We start from the raw sequence: 18,803 nt of genomic DNA, 5'->3' as shown, positions 1-18,803 counted from the left end.
CGTTACGCCGGACAACCCCTTGACTATGGACAGGTAGCCTCTCATGACGGTCATTAATCCCGCCAACCCCTATTCCCGTGACACCCAGCCGACTGTGCCAGTCGCCAACCCTCTATCGACGGTGGTGGTAGGTCGGCCCCAGACGTCGAGCTCGCAAGGTGCAGCGTCGACGCTGGATAACCCGACCGCGTTGAAAACCGCATTTGGTGACAGCTGCAACTGGCAAGTTCTGGCGAGAAAATTACACACGCTGATTGAAGCACTGAATAAACGGTTCCCCTCAGACATCCCCCTCGTGCAGGGCCAAAACGCCGCCCGGTTTGAAGCCGAGGTAATGGCGGGCCTGAAAAGTGCCTCAATGACGGTGTGCGAAGACTCCACGTTTTACCGCCAACAGGCGCTGACGGCGCCTGCCGTTGTCAGCCTTGAGGCTTTTCTGAAAGGCAGTGGCTTGACCCTTGCGAAAACCTGGGACGCGTTGATCGAGTTGAATCACATCGTGACCCGGCGCGCGCAGGTCCACCCTTTGGGGAATTTCAGCGGTGCGCTGGCTTGGCCGATACCGCTCAGCGTGCAAGCACAGCGGTCAATCATCGACATGCTGCAAAGCCCAACCACCGGGCTGCCCGGCCTGCCGTTGGTGGATACGCACACTGGCGTCCTCGGGTATCTGCTCAGTGGCAGCTCGATCACCGAGAAGGACTTGCGCGCGCCAAGCGCTGCGATTGAGACGTTACTTGGCTCACCCAAGGCCCAGGCACTGGGACGGGCGATCCAGGCAAAACTGGATGGGGTTGCCAGCGACAGCAGCCTTAACGAGTACCTGTTGGCTGCGATCCAGTTGGGGCTGGACCCTGAGGCTTTGGCCGCACCGCCGCACACGACAGTCGCCGGTTTTGACCTTGCACAAAAGGGGCATTGGGGCCAGCCACCTTCGACAGTGATCGATGGCCTCAGCCGTCATCTGTTGGAAAAAGGACGGGTGACAGCGCAAACCGCCAATCTGGGCGCTCGGCTGCTAATGGCGAAGTCGGCGCCGCAGTTCCTGGTCAAGGGCATTCCCTCAAGCGTGACTTACGGCAGTGTCACCTGGGTGCAGTTGGCGATTGCGACGGCGCGCATTGAAGCGGATTCTCCAGGGCGTGCGCTCAACCTCAATTACACCCAGGTGCTGGCCCTGGCCGAGCAGCTCAACACGCCCGAGGCTGTTCTTCAGCAGGCTCAGCAACACGCGCTGACCGACTGGGGTGTGGCGAACGGCTTGCTGAAAACCACCGCGCCGACAGATGCCGAGCGTGAGCGGGTAAGAGTGGCCTACAACAGCCAACTGGCGGCCTTGAGGCGTGCTAATACCCTGGCTCAGACGCCCATCCCCAGCCGTCGGGAAATGGCGCTGGATGCGCTGAAACAGGCGTTTCCCGACGTGGACCCCAAGGTGTTCGAAGCGCCAACCTTGCATAAGGCGTTCCTGATCCCAGGCCGTACCGGTCGATTTCCCGGGATGCAGTCCATGCTGGACATCGTCATGCACGGTGGCCCGTTAGGTGCCAATGAGCACTGGGTGTCCCGGGACACGCGCATCCCCATCAAGCCCTTCTGCACTCAGTACGCCGCGGGCAAGCTGGACGTTGCGACAGCCTTCAAGACCGCATACGACCAGGCGATCACGTCGATCGAAGCCGGCCAACAAGGCTTGGCCAACTACTTGATCTCCACGTTGCCGCCCCAGGATCGTGAGAACCTGGAACACGGGCAATTGGAGTTCTTTCATACCAACGACTATACATTGGCCGTGGACATGACGACCAAACCCACCCTCAGTAATCGGGGCCACACCTTGCAGGTGAAAACCACGCGTGGCGGGGAGGTCAATATTTATGAGATCGACACGCGAAATGCCACGATCAAGAAACAGAATTATCTAAGGAGACGCTATACACCGCCCTATACGGACGAGAACCTGCATCACCGTAACGCCAATGTCGTGAGCAAAACGGTGGTATTTGATCCCTTCAAGGACGAACGGCTCCCCCAGGTCGGCTCGACGCGCAGCGATTACATTGCCAGGGTGTTTGCCAAGTCCCTTGACCTGCGCAACGAGGACTTGCTGCAGCAGGCCAGGGGCGTGACCTCCTTTGATGAAACCGCGGCGACAAACAAGGCCATCGGCGAGTTCTTCCTGAACCTTGTTCCCCTGAGATCGGCCATCGTCAATTTCAGCAACGGCAATGTGGCTGATGGTCTGTTCGATTTGAGCCTGGATTTCATCGGATTGGTCACATTGGGCGCCGGCAAGGCGGCGCAAGCGAGCAAGGCGTTATCAAAGGGGGTTTCAAGTCTGCGTGGTGTGGCCAAGGTGGCGCGATTCATCGGCGCGACGGCCATTGAAGCCTTCAATCCCTTGAGTGGCGTGGGCGATTTGACGGTGGGCGCAGCCAGGCTTATCGGTGCGGGTGCGCAACGGGTGCTTTCCAAGGGGCTGGAAACGGTCAATGCGCTGAGGGGCGCCAGCGGCAGTTACGACCTGTTGAAGGCTGTGAGCAAGCACTATGACGGGGCGGCGACGGGCACGTTGAAGGTGGCGGGCGAGTCTGTTGAAGTCGGTGCCGTGTTACACAACGGCAAGTGGTATGCCTTTGATACCGCATTGATGCGTGCTTACGGATGCCCGCTTGAAGACTTCACCGCGCATACCCATGCCGTGGATGGTGTGAGTGGCGCGGCTCATGTGGAGCCAGGCAGCGAGTTGAGTAACACCTTGTTCCGCCACTTCAAAGTTTCCGAGGCGAGCATCAGCGGCCTGTCACGCAACAGCCAGGGGGTTTATGTGGCTGCCAACGGTCATGCCTCCCACATTCGCCACACCGACAATGCTGGGCAAACGGCCGTGTATGAAGTTCGACAAGTGACTCGCACCGAAGAGGGGGCTGTTCAGGCGCGGATCTATCACAACAACCGGCAAACGGAGGTATTAGTCCAGCATATCGAAGGGGATCAGTGGCAACGCCTGGGGGCGAAGGGCGGTGTGCATGTAAACGGCGATCATCTACGGGCGTGGGAGGCCTTGTCCGTACCGGAGCAGCAAAAGGTCACGATTCAGGGGTTTGCCAGGCGGCATCGGCTCAACCCGGCCACCTGGGCACATTACGTTCAGGCTGACGGCCGTTTGAGCGCCGCGGGCGTCATCCTGCGCGACCGCGCCGCGGGTGTACCGTTGAATGCGATTACACCCAGGCACATTCGTGACTGGCAGGGCATGACGCAGCAAGCACGTGATGCAATGACCATGGAGGGCTTCGCCAGTGGCCACAACCTGGGGATCGCTGATTTCAAGGGGCACGTGAGGCAATCTGGTGGCCTTATGGGGCGTGGCGAGGCGTTGTTGTTCAGGGCTGCCGGCGGTACGTACGACACCCTCACAGACACGCATTTGCAGCAGTGGAGCCAGCTTTTCCAACAGCCCGGTAATCGCGTCACCCCTGAGGCGTTCAGACGTCAACACAACCTCAATCCTGTCACGTGGGTCACCTTTGTCTATGTCGATGGCACCTTGAGCCCGGCGGGCTTGAAGCGCAGCGCGCGTGCGCCAGCGGGTGTTCCCGTTCTGCCTCCGACTGTGCAGCCGCCTCCTGGGGCATCGCGCAAACGGCCAGCTTCTGACCCCATCGACCCGCCGCAACAGGAACCGCTGGACTTGTCGATGCCCAAACTCTCTCCTCCACCACCGGCGCCGAACGTACCGATTCCCGGGCCGTCCAGGACTGCCTCGACCGTCGTCAAGATCGAGCCCGGCGTCACGACACCTCGTACCCTGTCGTCCCATCAGGTCGACAATTCGCTACCGATTCTGCAAGACCCGCGAGATCCCAAGATCAGCTTGACCCTCGCGTTGGAGGGGCCTATCGATGACATTCGGATCTCCCATTGGAATGGTCTGTTGGACGGTCTGGGTTCGGCAGAAAAAAAAGCGGTCGCTGATCGCATCAAGGCGTCCATAAAAGACTGGCTGCGCAGCGAAGGGCAGCACGGAACGAAGTTTGATGAAACATTGGAGGTCGTCACGCCACTGGACGATGGCGGGCCGGCGCGTGGGGCTTCGGTGTGGGCACGACGCGACATTCCCCAGTTCGAGGTGCTGGGGCCTTATTCAGGCAAATATCATGCGTCAGAGGCCTCATTATTTGAGGAGCAGCGCAAACAAGGCTCGCGAGCGGTGTTGACCTATCTGTTCGGCACGCGCTCGGGTACACGTTCGGTGAGTGCGTTCAACACCGGAAACACCCTGAGCCTGGTCAATACGGCGCAGTTGAGGAACGGGCCGGCGTGGCAGGCGAATAATGTCGCGTCCATCTCGGTGGGAAAAAACCTGACTTTCTATGTGTCGCTCAAGGACATCAAGGCCGGTGATGAGTTACTGCTGGACTATGGGCCTTATTACAACCCGGTGCCCGACATCGCGATCAAACCCGATCCCGACGCCTGACCGATCAGCGATAAAGCTGCATCCTTGGCGATGCAGCTTCATTCGGCATCAAAGGCTGAAATCACCTTCGGACACCAACTCGCTCAAGGGCCGACGTGGGCTCGGCGTTTCACGGCCTTGCAGGTACTCCGGCAAGGTCGACTTGTCACCCAGCTTGCCCACGGCCACGGCGGCGTGCAGCGCGTAGCCTTCGGGAATCTTCAACTCTTTGCGGGTCAGCTCCTGGTCGAAACCGGCCATGCCGTGGGTGTGCCAGCCGCTGAGGCTGGCTTGCAGCGCCAGGTGGCCCCAGGCCGAACCGGTGTCGAAGGTGTGCCACAGGGCCGGGGTTTCTTCGCTGGCGCCGGGGGCGGTGAAGTCGGTTTTCGAGGCGATGATCACCAGGGCCGACGCGTGTTGCGCCCAGCCACGGTTGAATTCATTGAGCAGGCCCAGGAAGCGCTCCCAGTCCGGCGTGTCGCGGCGCGCGTAGAGAAAACGCCAGGGCTGCGAGTTGTAGGCCGACGGCGCCCAGCGCGCGGCTTCGAAGAAGCTCAGCAGGGTTTCCTGGGAGATGGTTTCGCCGGTGAAGGCGCGGGGCGACCAGCGTTCGGTGAACTGGGTGTGGATCGGATAATCGGCAACACGTGTCATGGAGCAGTTCCTGATCGTCAATTCGGCGTTCAAAGCTACTGCGCGGCCACTAGACTGACAAGTGTTGTTACACCGCCAGTCGTAAGCGCTTGGCCCCGGGGGCCTCTGGCACTAGACTGGCGGCCTTTTCACCTACCGATACTGATGTAGAGCCATGGCCGCCAAAGTCGAACCTTTCTGGATACGCAAAACCCTCGAACACCTCGACCAGGAGGAATGGGAGTCGTTGTGCGACGGCTGCGGCCTGTGCTGCCTGCAAAAGCTCGAAGATGAAGACGACAACAGCGTCTATTACACGCGTATCGCCTGCAAGCTGCTGGACCTCAAGACCTGCCAGTGCACCGACTACCCCAACCGTCGTGCGTCGGTGCCCGACTGCATCCAGCTCACCCCGGGCCAGGCCGACCAGTTCAAATGGCTGCCGCCGACCTGTGGTTACCGCCTGGTCAGCGAGCGCAAGGACTTGCCACTGTGGCACCACCTGGTGTGTGGCGACCGCGACGCCGTACACCACGAACGCATTTCCCAGTCCGGGCGCATGCTCAGCGAAGGCAGCGTGCCCGAAGATGACTGGGAGGATTACCTGATCTTCCGCGCGGGCTGAAAAAAGGAGTGTGTATGAGGCTGGGATCCAAGCTGGCGGCGACCCTGGTGCTGTTGTCGCTGAGCCTGCCGGGCTGGTGCGCGAAGAAAGTCGACCTCGATTATCACGTCAAGCTGCTGCCCCAGAGCGACCAGGCCGAAGTGCGCGTGAGCCTGTCCCAGGGCGCGGCCGTGCGCAGCCTCGACTTCGACCTGGGCCATGACGGTGACTACAGCGACTTCAAGGCCGACGGCCAGTGGAAAGTCACCGGCACCCGTAGCCTGTGGCAGCCCGGCGCGAGCAAGGCCAGCCTGACGTACCGCGTTCGCCTCACCCATGCACGCAAACCGGGTCTCTATGAAGCCCGCATGACGCCAAGCTGGGCGCTGTTCCGTGGCGAAGACCTAGTGCCGGCCGCACGGTTGGACCAGCAGGATGGGGTCGAGCTGGTGTCGCGGCTGGTGTTCGAGTTGCCGGCCGGCTGGAAAAGCGTCGAAACCGCCTGGCCACGTATCGGCAAGAACAAATTCCGCATCGACAACGTTTCGCGTCTGTTCGACCGGCCCACCGGCTGGATGCTTGCCGGCAACCTCGGCAGCCGGCGCGTGCGCCTTGGGGAAACCGAAGTCACCGTGGCCTCGCCCAAGGGCCAGGCCATGCGCCGCATGGATGTGCTGACCCTACTGACGTTCGTCTGGCCCCAGGTGGAGGCGGCATTTCCGCGCCATCCGGCCAAATTGCTGGTGGTGGGTGCGAGTGACCCGATGCGCCGTGGCGTGTTTTCGTCGCGGGACTCGATCTACCTCAACAGCCGCACGCCGTTGGTCAGCGAAAACGGCAGCAGCCCGTTGATCCGTGAGGTGGTGCAGACGATCGGCCGCTTCAACGACCATGAAAGCAGTGACTGGATCAGCGAAGGTTTGGGTGAGTACTACGCCATTGAATTACTGCGGCGTGCCGGTGGCATCACCGATGAACGGTATGCCGCGATCCAGACGCGCCTGAACCATGAGGGCAAGGACGTCACCACGCTGCGTGGCGAGCACGTCGGTGCGGCGACGGTTGCGCGTGCGGTGGTGGTGTTGCAGGAGTTGGACCGGGAGATCCGCGTGAAGACCCACAATAAGCGTTCACTGGATGACCTGGCCCAGGCGGTGATGCGCGCCAACAGCATCACCACGCCAGAGTTTGTGCAGTTGGCTGAAAGCATTATTGGCGAGTCGTCGGTGGTGCTGGATAGCAAATTACTGCGCTGATTCCAAACCTTGCACTATCCAATGTGGGAGCGGGCTTGCTCGCGAATGCGGTTTATCAGTTCAAGATGAGTTAACTGACACACCGTCTTCGCGAGCAAGCCCGCTCCCACATTTAGATCTCCATTGTTTGGACGATCCCTGTTAGCCAGTGGTTTTTTCAGCGGCCACTTCAGCCTTGGTCTTCAAGTTTTTCAACTCGGCGCCCGCGCGTTCGATCTTCGTGCGCACGCTGTTCATTTCCTGGCGGCCCTGTTCCAGCTTGTCCTTGAGCGAGCTGTGCCCGGTAAAACCACGGGCCAGGGCCACGCCGCCGATCGCTACCTGGATCAAGCCGAAAATGCCGCCACGGCGCAGGCCTTTACCCACCATCATCAGGCCACCGGCCACCGAGCCGATGCGTTCCCAGCCATGCACGTTCTGTGTCGGTGGGGTTTCAAACGGCGTGTGCTCGATGATAGGTCGCAGGGTTTTGCTGTCGCTCATGATCTGTCTCCAACAAGGGCAAAGGTAAACAGCTGACTGCCCGCAGGCGCCGGATGTTCCCGCAGAATCAGTATTTGGGGCCCGAACGGGTGTTGTTGCCCTTGGCCAGGCGGTCATAGAGCACCACGTTGACGGTCGCCGCGAGGTTCATGCAGCCGGTGGTCGGGATGTACACCACGTCTTCACACCAGTCACGGATCTCCTTGTCGAGGGAGCCGTCCTCAGGGCCGAAGATATACAGCGCGCGGTCCGGGTGGGTGTATTCGGGCAGCGGGCGGGCGCCCTCCACCAGTTCCACGGCGACGGGGATGCAGCCCAGGGGCAGGATCTTTTTCAGGTCATCGATGCCGATCAGCGGAATGTCGTGGTGGACCTTCTTGGTGTCGGTGATGAAGTCCCGGGCGCGCTCGTAACGCACGCCGGTGTAGAACACCGAGGCCACGCCGTAGCAGCCGGCGGCGCGCATCACCGAGCCGACGTTTTCGGGGGATTTGGGGTTGTACAGACCGATGCAGCTGTAGCGTTTATTGCCCACGGGGAAGGGTGCCTTGGAGAAAAAACGCGATTATACGGCCTGGAGGTGATGCGGTCTTGGACGATCGTTATGCAGCCAAGTACAAGGGTCGGACGCTCTAGCGTTGATTCGAGCGGTCTGGGCTACCTGCACGCAGGGTATATTCCGCAGCCAACTCCTGCAGCATATTGCGTATCCAGCGATGGGCTGGGTCGCTGTCGAGCACTTTATTCCACAGGGTGAATTCCCGTAGCAGTGGCATCTCAAACGGCGGCGTCAGGACACGTAACGACAGAAAGTCCTTGTACAGCGTCGCCAGGCTGCGGGGTATCACGGCCACCCGCTGAGTGCCTACCAGCAGATGCGGCACGGTGTTGAAGCTGCTGGTGGTCAGTTCCACCCGGCGGGCTTGGCCATAACCCTGCAGGATCTTTTCGCTGAAGCTCGGTTCGCGGGCGCTGCCGAAGTTGACCGCGATATGGCCCAACTTCAAATATTCTTCCAGGCTCAGGTGCTCGCCCACCAGGTTGTTTTGCGACCAGACCACGCACTGGTAGTCATCCTCGAATAACAATTCCTTGGCATGCAGGTCGGACAAGTACTGATCCGGCATGATCACAAAGTCCACTTCGCCTTGGGTCAGCATCTGGTTGTAGTGATCGGAGGCGTGCTGGATGTCCAGTGTGATATGCGGCGCGCGTTGCTGCAGGCGCTGGGCCAGCGGCCCCAGAATTACCGTGGTCACGAAGTCGGTGGCAATCAGCTTGAAGTGCCGCTTGCAGGTCAGCGGGTCGAATTCGGGCTTGTTAACGATGGTCGACTGAATATCCAGCAACACTCGTCGCACGGGCTCCGTTAGCCCTTGGGCAAGCGGCGTAGGGAGCATCTTACGACCGACCTGCACCAGCAACTCATCATCAAAATAATCGCGCAGGCGCCCGAGCAACCCGCTGGCTGCTGACTGGCTGACGTTCAAACGCGCAGCGGCGCGGGTGATGTTTTGCTCGGTCAGCAGCGTGTCGAGCACCACCAGCAAGTTCAAATCCAAGTGATGAAAACGCATGGCCCTGCCCCCAGAAGAGTACGGCGCTTTGTATCACTTTTTTTGGATGGGTGGCATCCCGATAATCGATTGTTCGGATTGTTTGGCCGTCCCTATGATCGACCCAGAACCTGCAGGAGCGCAGCTTCGCAACAGACCTTTCAAGACAAAAATAACAAGTCAGAGGTTGGTACGATGAGACGGATACCTATGAGCGGCTGCCAAGCGACCGCCCTGGCCACCGCGCTGGCCGCAGTTGGCTGTTTGCCCCACGCGGGCGCTTTTGAAATCGACACTGGCGACTCCGACCTGCGCCTGCGGTGGGACAACACGCTCAAGTACAACGCCGCCTGGCGCGTCAAAGACCGTGACAGCAAGCTGGTGAGCGCGGTCAATCAGGACGACAGTGACCGCAATTTCAGCAAAGGCCTGATCTCCAACCGGGTGAACATCCTGTCGGAATTCGATGCGCGCTATAACAACTTCGGCGCACGCGTCAGCGCCGCCGGCTGGTACGACAACGTCTACGAAAACCGTAACGATAACGACTCGCCAGGCACTGCCAACCAGCGCTCCGTTAACTACGACCACTTTACCGACGACACCCGCAAACTGCATGGCAGCAATGCCGAGATCCTCGACGCGTTTGTATTCGGCAAGGGCAACATCGGCGAGCTGCCCAGCAGCTTCCGGCTGGGGCGCCATACCGTGCTGTGGGGCGAAAGCCTGTTCTTCGGCGCCAACGGCATCGCGGCGGGGCAAGCGCCCGTGGATATCATCAAGGCCACCTCGGTGCCCAACACACCGTTCAAGGAACTGATTCGCCCGGTCAATCAGTTCTCCGGGCAGATCCAATTGCGGCCCAATGTTTCGGTGGCGGCGTATTACCAGTTTGCCTGGGAAGAGAATCGCATCCCGGCGGTGGGCAGCTATTTTTCCACCTCGGATGCCGTGGGTGAAGGCGGCGAACGCTTGATTGTCGGCGGTCCGATTGGCCCCAATCGGCAACCGCTGGCGTTCTTTCGCGGCAAGGACATCAAGCCCGACGACAAGGGCCAGTACGGCCTGTCGCTGCGTTTTTCCCCGGAAGACTGGAACACCGACTTCGGCCTCTACGCCATCCGTTACCACGCCAAAGACCCGATGATTTACACCCATGCCAACCCCACCGGGCCGAATGTTCAGACCGGCCAGTTGGGCGATTACGAACTGGTGTATGCCGAAGGCATTCGTGCGTATGGCGCCAGTTTCAGCACCTCGGTGGGCGATGCCAATGTCGCCGGCGAAGTGTCGGTACGGCGCAATACGCCGCTGGTCAGTCTGTCCCAGGCCAACCCCACTGGCCTTGGCGACAACGACAGCCACGCGCTGTATGCGGTCGGCAACTCGCTGCACGCGCAACTCTCCAGCCTCTATTCGTTTAACAGCAACGGCTTTTGGGATTCCGCCAGCCTGGCCGGCGAAGTGGCCTGGCACCGACGCACCAGCATCACCAAAAACGCTGCCGCGCTGGACCCCAACAGTGAACGCGATGCCTGGGGATTGCGCATGAGCTTCACGCCGAATTTTTTCCAGGTGTATCCCGGTGTCGACCTGAGTGTGCCACTGGGGCTGGGCTACAACCCCAAGGGGCGTTCTTCGGTGATCAGCAAGTTCAACAACGGCGTGGGCGACAAGGGCGGCGACGTCAGCGTGGGCCTGCAGCTCGAGTACCTGCAAACTTGGAAGGCCGGCCTCAACTACACGCACTACATCGGTGGCGCCGACAACTTCCTCGACAGCCGCAATGCCAACACCTACGGGCAACCGCTCAAGGACCGCGACTTTATTGCCTTCACCGTCCAGCGGTCGTTCTGAACACAGCAGCACAACAACAATAAACAGAGGTGCGTTTCATGAAACTCCAACCGTTGATGCTTGCGGGTCTGCTGGTGGCCGTTGCGCCCTCCGCCTGGGCGGCGACCGAGGCCCAGGCCCAGCTACTCAAGTCCACGCTGACCCCGCTGGGCGCCGAGCGCGCCGGCAATGCCGATGGCAGCATTCCTGCGTGGGACAAGGGCTTTACCCAAGTGCCGGCTGGCGTCAACCCGGGGCCGCGGCTGCCGGACTACTTTGCCGCTGACAAACCGCTGTACTCGGTTACCCCACAGAACGTTGCGCAGTACGCCGACAAGCTCAGCGACGGGCAAAAAGCACTGTTCGCCAAATACCCGACCTACCGGATCGACGTGTACCCGAGCCGGCGCACGGCTGCCGCACCGCAATGGGTCTACGACAACACGCTGAAAAACGCCACCAGCGCGCACCTCACCAGCCAGGGCAACACCCTGGAAGGCGCCAGCGGCGGTATTCCATTTCCCATTCCCACCACCGGCGCCGAGGTGATCTGGAACCATCACTTGAGCTGGCGTGGCGTGGCGTGGAAGAACGACTACAACGTGTACGTGATTACCGCCAGCGGCCAGCGCATCTTGTCCGCTACCGTGCAGGCACAGCGCGAGATGCCGTACTACTTCCAGGACGGTAAATCCGAATACAAAGGCGTGTACTGGATGACCCGCCTGGTCAACCTCGGCCCGCCGCAGCGTGCCGGTGAAGCGCTGCTGGGACGCGAACCGCTGGATTACGCCAGCGGCGGCCCGCAATCCTGGGTCTATCTGGCCGGCCAGCGCCGGGTGCGCAAACTGCCGGTGTCGTCCTATGACACGCCAACGCCCACCAGCTCCGGCGTCGCCAACTTCGACGAAGTTTCGGTATTCACCGGCCCGCTGGACCGTTACGACTGGAAGATCGTCGGCAAGCAAGAAATGCTGATTCCCTACAACAGCAACAAAATTTTGCAACCGGCCAAGGATGATGCGGTCCTCAGTGAACGCTTCCTCAACCCCGACCACATGCGTTGGGAACTGCACCGCGTATGGGTGATTGAAGGCAACTTGGTTGCCGGCAAACGCCACAGCATGCCCAAGCGCCGGCTGTACGTAGACGAAGACACCTGGATGGCGGTTTTGGGGGACAGCTGGGACGCCAACCACCAGTTGTGGCGCACCTATTTTCAACTGCCGTACCTGATGCCGCAGTTGCCTGGCCTGGTGCGCGGCTTGTACGGCCAGTACGACCTGCAGACCGGCGCGTGGATGGCACACAACGTGGTCACCGAAAAACGTGTGCACAACGACGTGGTTGCGCCGTTTCCTGACAGTGATTTCAGCCCGGACGGCCTGGCTGCCGACGGGGTGCGTTGATGCCTCGTTATTACTACTGGCTGGCGCTGGGCCTGCTCGGCGCCAGCCTGGCAACCCAGGCCAGTGAAGCATCGGTCAGCGATGTTTTATTGCGCCCGGCTCTCAAGGTGAGCGCGCCGCAACAAGCGGTGTTGATCGACATCACCCGCGCCGGCACGCGGCTGGTCGCTGTCGGCGAGCAAGGTCTGATTCTGCTCTCGGACGACAACGGCCGGCACTGGCGCCAGGCCGCGGTGCCTGCCAGTGTGAGTCTCACGTCGGTGAGCTTTGTGTCTGCCTTGCAAGGCTGGGCGGCAGGGCATGCGGGCGTGGTGTTGCACACTGTCGATGGCGGTGAGCGCTGGACCCTGCAACTGGACGGCAAACAGTCAGCCCAGCGGGTGCTCGATGCCGTGCCCTCCGGCAACCGGCAGCAACTCAACATTGCCCAACGGTTTGTCGCCGACGGTGCCGACAAACCCTGGCTGGCGGTCCATTTCAGCAACGAGCGCGAAGGCATCGTGGTGGGCGCCTTTGGCCTGATCCTGCACACCAGCGACGGCGGCGCCACCTGGCAGTCGTGGGTCGATCGCCTGCCCAATCCGGCCGGCAACCACCTGTATGCAATCGCCACCCAGGGCCTGCGCATCTACATTGTTGGCGAGCAGGGCACCATATGGACATCGGCGGACGGCGGCGCGAGTTTCATCCGCTTGAGCAGCCCCTATGACGGCAGTTTTTTTGCCTTGGATGTGTCCCCTGACGGTGATGTTCTCGTGGCGGGATTGAAGGGCAATGTATGGCGCAGCAACGATCAAGGTGTGCACTGGCAAGCCGCGCCAAACCCATTTAACAGCAGTGTCATGTCGGCCCGCTCGCTGGGCAGGGCGGGCGTAATGCTCGCCGACCAGAGCGGTCACCTGTTACTCAGCACGCCAGGAGCTGCGCTGCGTGAGCAAGGCGTATCGGCAGCTGTGTCGTCATTTATCCAAGCGGCGGACGGACAATGGATCACGGTCGGCGCACGGGGCATCCAGCGCGTGGAACAGGTGAACGTGCAATGACCGATCTCAGTCATCCTGGCGAACAGAGTCTCAAGGCATTTGATCGGCGTTCCGGTTCGCTGGTCGAACGTGCGCTGTTCAACCATCGTGCGTGGGTGCTCTGGCTGTGCCTGCTGCTGACCCTCGGCCTCGGTGCCGCGAGCACGCGCCTTGGGCTTAACGCCAGCTTCGAAAAAATGATCCCTACCGGGCATCCCTACATCGCCAACTACCTGGCCAATCAACCAGAGCTTACTGGCCTGGGCAACGCCGTGCGTATTGCCGTAGAGGCCCCCGGCGGTTCGATCTACGACGCGCACTACCTGGAGCTGCTGGCACGCCTCAATGACAAAGTGTTCCTGTTGCCGGGTGTCGACCGGCCTTTCATGAAGTCGTTGTGGACCCCCAACATGCGCTGGATGGCCGTGACCGAAGAGGGCGTGGAAGGCGGCCGGGTGATCCCTGACGACTACGACGGTTCGCCCGACAGCCTCGACACCGTGCGCCGCAACGCTGCGCGCTCGGGTGAGATCGGCCAGACGATTGCCGTCGACGGCCGCAGCAGCCTGATCTTCGTGCCCTTGATGGACATCGACGCGCAAACCGGCAAGCCGTTGGACTACAGCGCCTTGTCACAACAATTGGAGCGACTGCGCACTGAATTCCAGGCCCAGGGTCTGACCCTGCACATCACTGGTTTCGTCAAAGTGGTGGGCGACCTGATCGAGGGCTTGCGCCAGGTGCTGCTGTTTTTTGCAGCAGCGATTGTGATTGCCACGCTGATGCTTTACGCGTTCACCCGCTGTCTGCGCAGCACGTTGCTGGTGATGGCCTGTTCGTTGGTCGCTGTGGTTTGGCAACTGGGCCTGGTGGCGTTGCTCGGGTTTGAACTTGACCCGTATTCGGTGCTGGTACCGTTTCTGGTGTTGGCCATCGGCATGAGCCATGGCGCACAGAAAATGAACGGCATCATGCAAGACATCGGGCGCGGCATGCACCGCCTGGTGGCGGCGCGCTTCACCTTTCGACGGCTGTTTCTTGCCGGTCTCACCGCGTTGCTGTGTGACGCGGTGGGTTTCGGCGTGCTGATGCTGATCGACATCCAGGTGATTCAAGACCTGGCATTGATCGCCAGCATCGGCGTCGCGGTGCTGGTGTTCACCAACCTGATCCTGCTGCCGATCCTGCTCAGTTATTGCGGGGTCAGCGCCCGTGCAGCCGTGCGCAGCCTGCGCAGTGAAGACGCCGCCCTGTGCGGGAAAAAGCATGCGTTGTGGGCGTTTCTGGACCGCTTCACCCAGCGCCGCTGGGCGACGGTCACGCTGATCGTCAGCGCGTTGCTCGGCGGTGGCGGCTGGTGGATCAGCCAGCAACTGCAAGTCGGTGACCTGGACGCCGGCGCGCCAGAGTTGCGCGCCGACTCGCGCTACAACCGCGACAACGGTTTTATGGTGGCGCATTACGGCGCCAGCAGCGATGTGTTCGCGGTCATCGTGCGTACGCCTGACAACGCGTGCTCCGACTACACCACGTTGATGCGTGTTGATGCACTGGAGTGGCGCTTGCGCCAACTGCCGGGCGTGGAGGCCACGGCGTCACTGGCGAGCCTCAACCGCAGCCTGTTGGTGGGCATGAGCGAGGGTAACCCGAAGTGGTATGACCTGACGCAGAACCAGGCGCTGCTTAATTCGATCACCGGGCGTGCGCCGCGTGAGTTGTTCAATCAAAGCTGCAACACCCTCACGCTTTACACCTACTTGCGCGACCACAAGGCGGTGACGCTCACCCGATTGGTGAATGAAGTTGAAGCGTTTGCCCAGGCCAACAACACCGCAGACGTGAAGTTTTTACTGGCTGCTGGCAATGCCGGTATCGAAGCCGCCACCAACATTGTGGTCAAGCAGGCCAATCACGACATGCTGTATTGGGTGTACGGCGCGGTCATCGTGCTGTGCCTGCTGACTTTCCGTTCGGTGGCGGCCGTGATTTGCGTGGTGCTTCCGCTGATGCTTACTTCGATTTTGTGCGAAGTGCTGATGGTGTGGCTGGGCATCGGCGTCAAGGTCGCGACCTTGCCGGTGATTGCGCTGGGCGTGGGCATCGGCGTGGATTACGCGCTTTACGTGATGAGCATTCTGCTGGCGCGACGCAAAGCCGGAGACAGCCTGTCCCAGGCGTATTACCAGGCCCTGCTGTTCACCGGCAAAGTGGTGATGCTCACCGGCGTCACCCTGGCCGTTGGCGTGGCCACTTGGGCGTTTTCGCCGATCAAGTTCCAGGCGGATATGGGTATTTTGCTGGCGTTCATGTTTTTGCTGAACATGGTCGGCGCACTGGTGCTGCTGCCGGCCCTGGCGCACTTTCTGCTGCCCGCGCCGGCAGCAGCTGTCACGTCTGAACACTCGATAACAACAACAGGAAAAACCTCATGAGTCAGTTCTCGCAAGCCGCTCCCGTGCCGCGTCGGCGCGGTTCGGGCGCATTGTTGTTGCTCGGCAGTTGCCTGCCGGTGCTGGGCGGCGTGTTGATTGCGCCGGTGTTGCCGCGCATCGCCGAACAATTTGCCGGCACGGCCAATGTCGGGCTGCTGGTGCCCATCGTGCTGACATTGCCGGCGCTGATGATCGCGCTGTTTTCACCGTTCGCCGGCTGGCTCTCCGACCGCATCGGGCGTAAGCGTCTGCTGGTGTTGGCGATGCTGCTGTATGGCATCTGCGGGCCGTTGCCGCTGGTGCTGGATGGCCTTGACGCGATCCTGCTCAGCCGAGCTGGGTTGGGGCTGGCCGAGGCGGCCATCATGACCTGCTGCACGGCGTTGATCGGCGACTACTACGACGGTCGTGAGCGCGTGCAATTGCTGTCGTGGCAGACCATCGTTACGTCGCTCTCGGCGACCGCGTTTTTCATGCTTGGCGGGTTTATCGGCGAGCACGGTTGGCGCGTGCCGTTTGCGTTATACATCGTCGGCCTGGTGTTTGCGCCACTGATGCATTGGGTGCTCAGAGAGCCATTACGCCGTGTCAGTGCTGCGCTTGCGGTGCCGCACACAGGGGCGTTTCCAGTGCGCTCACTGTCGGTGATTTGCGCCATGACGCTGTTGGTTGCGCTGGGCTTTTTTATCGTGCCGGTACAAACCGGGTTCCTACTGGAGCACATCGGCATCGACTCGCCGCAGCGCATCGGCATGGCAATTGGCTTGGGCCATTCGGCGGTGTTTCTGGGCGCAATACTGTTCCGTCGCCTGAGTCGGTTCGGGCCTGGGTTGCTGCTGGCGCTGGGGTTCTTGATCTCCGGCGCCGGCATCCTGCTGCTGGCCAATGCCGTGGATTACCGCACGGCGATCATCGCGGTCATGGTCAACGGTCTGGGGGGCGGCCTGGCATTGCCGACGGTGCTGAGTTGGGCGCTATCGACCTTGAGTATCGAACATCGCGGCAAGGGTACCGGCCTGTTCAATGCAGGTTTTTTTGGTGGCCAGTTTGCCAGTCCGTTATTAGTGATGGCCTTGTCCGGCGTGGCGGGCGGTCGCGTCGGCGCCGTGGCACTGGTGGGCTGGGGCCTATTGCTGGCGGCGCTGGTAGCGTTGATTGCGCCTTGGATAGCAGGCAAGCGGTTGCTGGATCCGATTCAGGTCGCCAATGACGTGGTACTGCATTGACCCGACCGCTGTTTACCCTTCAGAAGGATGCACCGATGAAACTCGCTACGTTAAAAAATGGCCAGCGTGACGGCCAGTTAGTGGTGGTCTCCCGGGACTTGCGCCAAGCCGTGATCGCGCAGCCGTTCACCACTTTGCAGCAAGCCCTGGAAAACTGGGCACACGCCGAGCCGGTCTTGAGCCAGCAATATCAAGCACTCAACCAGGGCCAGGTGCCCGAGGCGTTTGCCTTTGACCCGGTCGCTGCCGCTGCGCCGCTGCCGCGAGCCTATCAGTGGTGTGATGGTTCGGCGTTTCTCAATCATGCGCACCTGCTGCAAAAGGCCTTTGACCTGGCGCCGATGAAAGACGAACGCATCCCCTTGATGTACCAGGGCGCCAGCGATGACTTCCTCGGCCCGAGGGATGACGTGCCGTTGCCGGAGGTGAATCACAACATCGACTTTGAGGGAGAGTTTGCGGTGATCCTCGACGAAGTGCCGATGGGCTGCCCTGTCGAGCAGGCGTTGCAATACGTGCGGCTGGTGTTGCTCGTCAACGATGTGAGCCTGCGCGGGTTTCTGCTGCATGAGGTGAGCACCGGCTTCGGTTTTTTGCAGGCTAAGCCCTCGTCGAGTTTTTCGCCTGTGGCCGTTACCCCGCACGCACTCGGCAGTGCCTGGCGCAACGGGCGCGTGTGCTTGCCGTTGACCGTCACGTGGAACCAGAATTGGTTCGGCTCACCGAGTGGCGCCGAAATGAGTTTCAGCTTTGCCGACCTGATCGCCCACGCCGCGCGCACCCGGCGTTTGCGTGCCGGGACCATTATCGGCTCAGGTACCGTGTCCAACCTTGACTGTGCGGCAGGTTCGGCGTGCATCAGCGAGCGTCGCGCCATCGAGATGATCGAGCATGGCAAGCCGCTGACCGGGTTCATGAACTTTGGCGACCGCATTCGCATCGAGGCGCTGGACGGCGACGACCAGTCGGTGTTCGGCGCCATCGACCAACGTGTGGTGGAGGCTTCTTCATGAGTGCGCGCCAACGTCGCCTGGTGGACTTATCCGTCGTCCTCGAAAACAACCCCTACACCGACCCACCGCCGTTACTGCCAAAAATCGAATACATCGATCATCAAGCCGGGGAAGCAGAGTTGCTGGCAATGTTCCCGGGCCTGCGCATCGAAGACATGCCGGGCCAGGAGGCCTGGGCCGCAGAACGCCTGAACATCACCACCCACAGTGGCACGCACATGGATGCGCCTTGGCATTACGCGTCCACCACCGACGGCGGCAAGCCCGCCTATGGCATTGATGAGTTGCCGCTGGACTGGTGCCTGCGACCGGGAGTGAAACTCGATTTTCGGCATTTCGCGGACGGGCACGTAGTGACCGCTGCCGAGATAGAGGCCGAACTCAAGCGCATCGACTACGTGCTGCAGCCGCTGGACATCGTGCTGGTGAACACCCGTGCCGGCGCGTTGTTCGGGCAGCCGGGTTATCTCGATGCGGGCGTGGGCATAGGTCGGGAAGGCACCCTTTATCTACTGGAGCGCGGCGTGCGCGTGGTGGGCACCGACGCGTGGAGTTGGGACGCACCGTTCAGTCACACCCGCGCGCGGTTTGCCGCCACCGGCGACAGTTCGTTGATCTGGGAAGGGCACAAGGCCGGGCGCGATATTGGCTACGGGCAGATGGAAAAACTCGCCAACCTGGAAGCGCTACCGGCCTTCGGTTTCGAGGTGTCGTGTTTTCCCTACAAGATCAAACACGCGTCGGCCGGATTTGTGCGGGCAGTCGCGATCTTTGAGGAGGACTAGGGCGATCGCTATCGCAGGCAAGCCAGCTCCCACAAGGGAACGCATTCCAATTGTGGGAGCTGCGGTGCGACGATTCGACTTGCCTG

The 18,803-nt window shown here is 61.1% G+C and carries 14 protein-coding genes; 10 read left to right on the top strand and 4 right to left on the bottom strand.

Going from position 1 to position 18,803, the window contains the following annotated elements; translation table 11 throughout:
• Positions 1-43: 43 nt before the first annotated feature.
• Positions 44-4,483: an SET domain-containing protein-lysine N-methyltransferase gene (locus tag HX803_RS14680; RefSeq protein WP_178921574.1), complete on the top strand. Its 4,440-nt coding sequence runs from the start codon at positions 44-46 to the stop codon at positions 4,481-4,483.
• A 48-nt stretch (positions 4,484-4,531) separates the two neighbouring features.
• Here the strand turns inward: HX803_RS14680 and HX803_RS14675 are convergent, their stop codons facing one another.
• Positions 4,532-5,116 (bottom strand): nitroreductase family protein, encoded by a 585-nt coding sequence (locus HX803_RS14675; RefSeq protein WP_176995308.1) that lies wholly within the window; start codon positions 5,114-5,116, stop codon positions 4,532-4,534.
• A gap of 154 nt (positions 5,117-5,270) precedes the next feature.
• Between HX803_RS14675 and HX803_RS14670 the strand changes: the two genes are divergently transcribed.
• Both HX803_RS14670 and HX803_RS14665 read left to right on the top strand, forming a co-directional pair.
• On the top strand, positions 5,271-5,720 hold the full coding sequence (locus HX803_RS14670; RefSeq protein ID WP_003172524.1) for a YcgN family cysteine cluster protein: 450 nt from the start codon (positions 5,271-5,273) through the stop codon (positions 5,718-5,720).
• A 14-nt stretch (positions 5,721-5,734) separates the two neighbouring features.
• Positions 5,735-6,955, top strand: coding sequence for a hypothetical protein (locus tag HX803_RS14665; RefSeq protein ID WP_178921572.1), 1,221 nt, complete (start codon positions 5,735-5,737; stop codon positions 6,953-6,955).
• Positions 6,956-7,096: 141 nt separating this feature from the next.
• Here HX803_RS14665 and HX803_RS14660 read toward each other — a convergent pair whose 3' ends face one another.
• The 3 genes from HX803_RS14660 to HX803_RS14650 all read right to left on the bottom strand — a co-directional run bounded on the left by HX803_RS14660 (position 7,097) and on the right by HX803_RS14650 (position 9,015).
• Positions 7,097-7,438 (bottom strand): DUF2892 domain-containing protein, encoded by a 342-nt coding sequence (locus tag HX803_RS14660; RefSeq protein WP_178921570.1) that lies wholly within the window; start codon positions 7,436-7,438, stop codon positions 7,097-7,099.
• Positions 7,439-7,505: 67 nt separating this feature from the next.
• Complete coding sequence (locus tag HX803_RS14655; RefSeq protein ID WP_003189607.1) at positions 7,506-7,973, bottom strand: RNA methyltransferase; 468 nt, start codon at positions 7,971-7,973, stop codon at positions 7,506-7,508.
• Positions 7,974-8,070: 97 nt separating this feature from the next.
• The gene (locus HX803_RS14650) at positions 8,071-9,015 is read right to left on the bottom strand and encodes a LysR family transcriptional regulator (protein WP_178921568.1); all 945 of its coding nucleotides are present in this window, start codon (positions 9,013-9,015) and stop codon (positions 8,071-8,073) included.
• A 189-nt stretch (positions 9,016-9,204) separates the two neighbouring features.
• Here HX803_RS14650 and HX803_RS14645 point away from each other — a divergent pair, with 189 nt between their 5' ends.
• From HX803_RS14645 to HX803_RS14615, 7 genes are read left to right on the top strand one after another with little or no spacing between them, the layout of a single operon-like run.
• Positions 9,205-10,851, top strand: coding sequence for a DUF1302 domain-containing protein (locus tag HX803_RS14645; protein WP_178921566.1), 1,647 nt, complete (start codon positions 9,205-9,207; stop codon positions 10,849-10,851).
• A 38-nt stretch (positions 10,852-10,889) separates the two neighbouring features.
• Complete coding sequence (locus tag HX803_RS14640; protein ID WP_178921564.1) at positions 10,890-12,239, top strand: DUF1329 domain-containing protein; 1,350 nt, start codon at positions 10,890-10,892, stop codon at positions 12,237-12,239.
• Complete coding sequence (locus tag HX803_RS14635) at positions 12,239-13,282, top strand: YCF48-related protein (protein WP_178921562.1); 1,044 nt, start codon at positions 12,239-12,241, stop codon at positions 13,280-13,282. Before HX803_RS14640 ends, HX803_RS14635 begins: the two co-directional genes overlap by 1 nt.
• A complete protein-coding gene (locus HX803_RS14630; RefSeq protein WP_178921560.1) occupies positions 13,279-15,693 on the top strand; it encodes an RND family transporter in 2,415 nt (804 codons plus the stop codon). The genes HX803_RS14635 and HX803_RS14630 overlap by 4 nt, the downstream gene beginning before the upstream one ends.
• Positions 15,690-16,919: an MFS transporter gene (locus HX803_RS14625; protein ID WP_178921558.1), complete on the top strand. Its 1,230-nt coding sequence runs from the start codon at positions 15,690-15,692 to the stop codon at positions 16,917-16,919. Before HX803_RS14630 ends, HX803_RS14625 begins: the two co-directional genes overlap by 4 nt.
• A 35-nt stretch (positions 16,920-16,954) precedes the next feature.
• The gene (locus tag HX803_RS14620; RefSeq protein WP_178921556.1) at positions 16,955-17,932 is read left to right on the top strand and encodes a fumarylacetoacetate hydrolase family protein; all 978 of its coding nucleotides are present in this window, start codon (positions 16,955-16,957) and stop codon (positions 17,930-17,932) included.
• The gene (locus HX803_RS14615; protein ID WP_178921554.1) at positions 17,929-18,717 is read left to right on the top strand and encodes a cyclase family protein; all 789 of its coding nucleotides are present in this window, start codon (positions 17,929-17,931) and stop codon (positions 18,715-18,717) included. Before HX803_RS14620 ends, HX803_RS14615 begins: the two co-directional genes overlap by 4 nt.
• The last annotated feature ends 86 nt before the right edge of the window (positions 18,718-18,803 follow it).

This window comes from Pseudomonas sp. P7548 (genome assembly GCF_013386585.1).
GTDB lineage: Bacteria > Pseudomonadota > Gammaproteobacteria > Pseudomonadales > Pseudomonadaceae > Aquipseudomonas.
The sequence above is the reverse complement of the archived record's forward strand: the minus strand, read 5'-3'. Positions and strand labels throughout refer to the sequence as shown.

Excerpts from the sequence above, each read along its gene's own strand:
- HX803_RS14640 (WP_178921564.1), top strand. The coding sequence starts at position 10,890 with ATGAAACTCCAACCGTTGATGCTTGCGGGTCTGCTGGTGGCCGTTGCG.
- HX803_RS14660 (WP_178921570.1), bottom strand. The coding sequence starts at position 7,438 with ATGAGCGACAGCAAAACCCTGCGACCTATCATCGAGCACACGCCGTTT.
- HX803_RS14635 (WP_178921562.1), top strand. The coding sequence starts at position 12,239 with ATGCCTCGTTATTACTACTGGCTGGCGCTGGGCCTGCTCGGCGCCAGC.
- HX803_RS14625 (WP_178921558.1), top strand. The coding sequence starts at position 15,690 with ATGAGTCAGTTCTCGCAAGCCGCTCCCGTGCCGCGTCGGCGCGGTTCG.
- HX803_RS14670 (WP_003172524.1), top strand. The coding sequence starts at position 5,271 with ATGGCCGCCAAAGTCGAACCTTTCTGGATACGCAAAACCCTCGAACAC.
- HX803_RS14630 (WP_178921560.1), top strand. The coding sequence starts at position 13,279 with ATGACCGATCTCAGTCATCCTGGCGAACAGAGTCTCAAGGCATTTGAT.
- HX803_RS14680 (WP_178921574.1), top strand. The coding sequence starts at position 44 with ATGACGGTCATTAATCCCGCCAACCCCTATTCCCGTGACACCCAGCCG.
- HX803_RS14665 (WP_178921572.1), top strand. The coding sequence starts at position 5,735 with ATGAGGCTGGGATCCAAGCTGGCGGCGACCCTGGTGCTGTTGTCGCTG.
- HX803_RS14645 (WP_178921566.1), top strand. The coding sequence starts at position 9,205 with ATGAGCGGCTGCCAAGCGACCGCCCTGGCCACCGCGCTGGCCGCAGTT.
- HX803_RS14620 (WP_178921556.1), top strand. The coding sequence starts at position 16,955 with ATGAAACTCGCTACGTTAAAAAATGGCCAGCGTGACGGCCAGTTAGTG.
- HX803_RS14675 (WP_176995308.1), bottom strand. The coding sequence starts at position 5,116 with ATGACACGTGTTGCCGATTATCCGATCCACACCCAGTTCACCGAACGC.
- HX803_RS14650 (WP_178921568.1), bottom strand. The coding sequence starts at position 9,015 with ATGCGTTTTCATCACTTGGATTTGAACTTGCTGGTGGTGCTCGACACG.
- HX803_RS14615 (WP_178921554.1), top strand. The coding sequence starts at position 17,929 with ATGAGTGCGCGCCAACGTCGCCTGGTGGACTTATCCGTCGTCCTCGAA.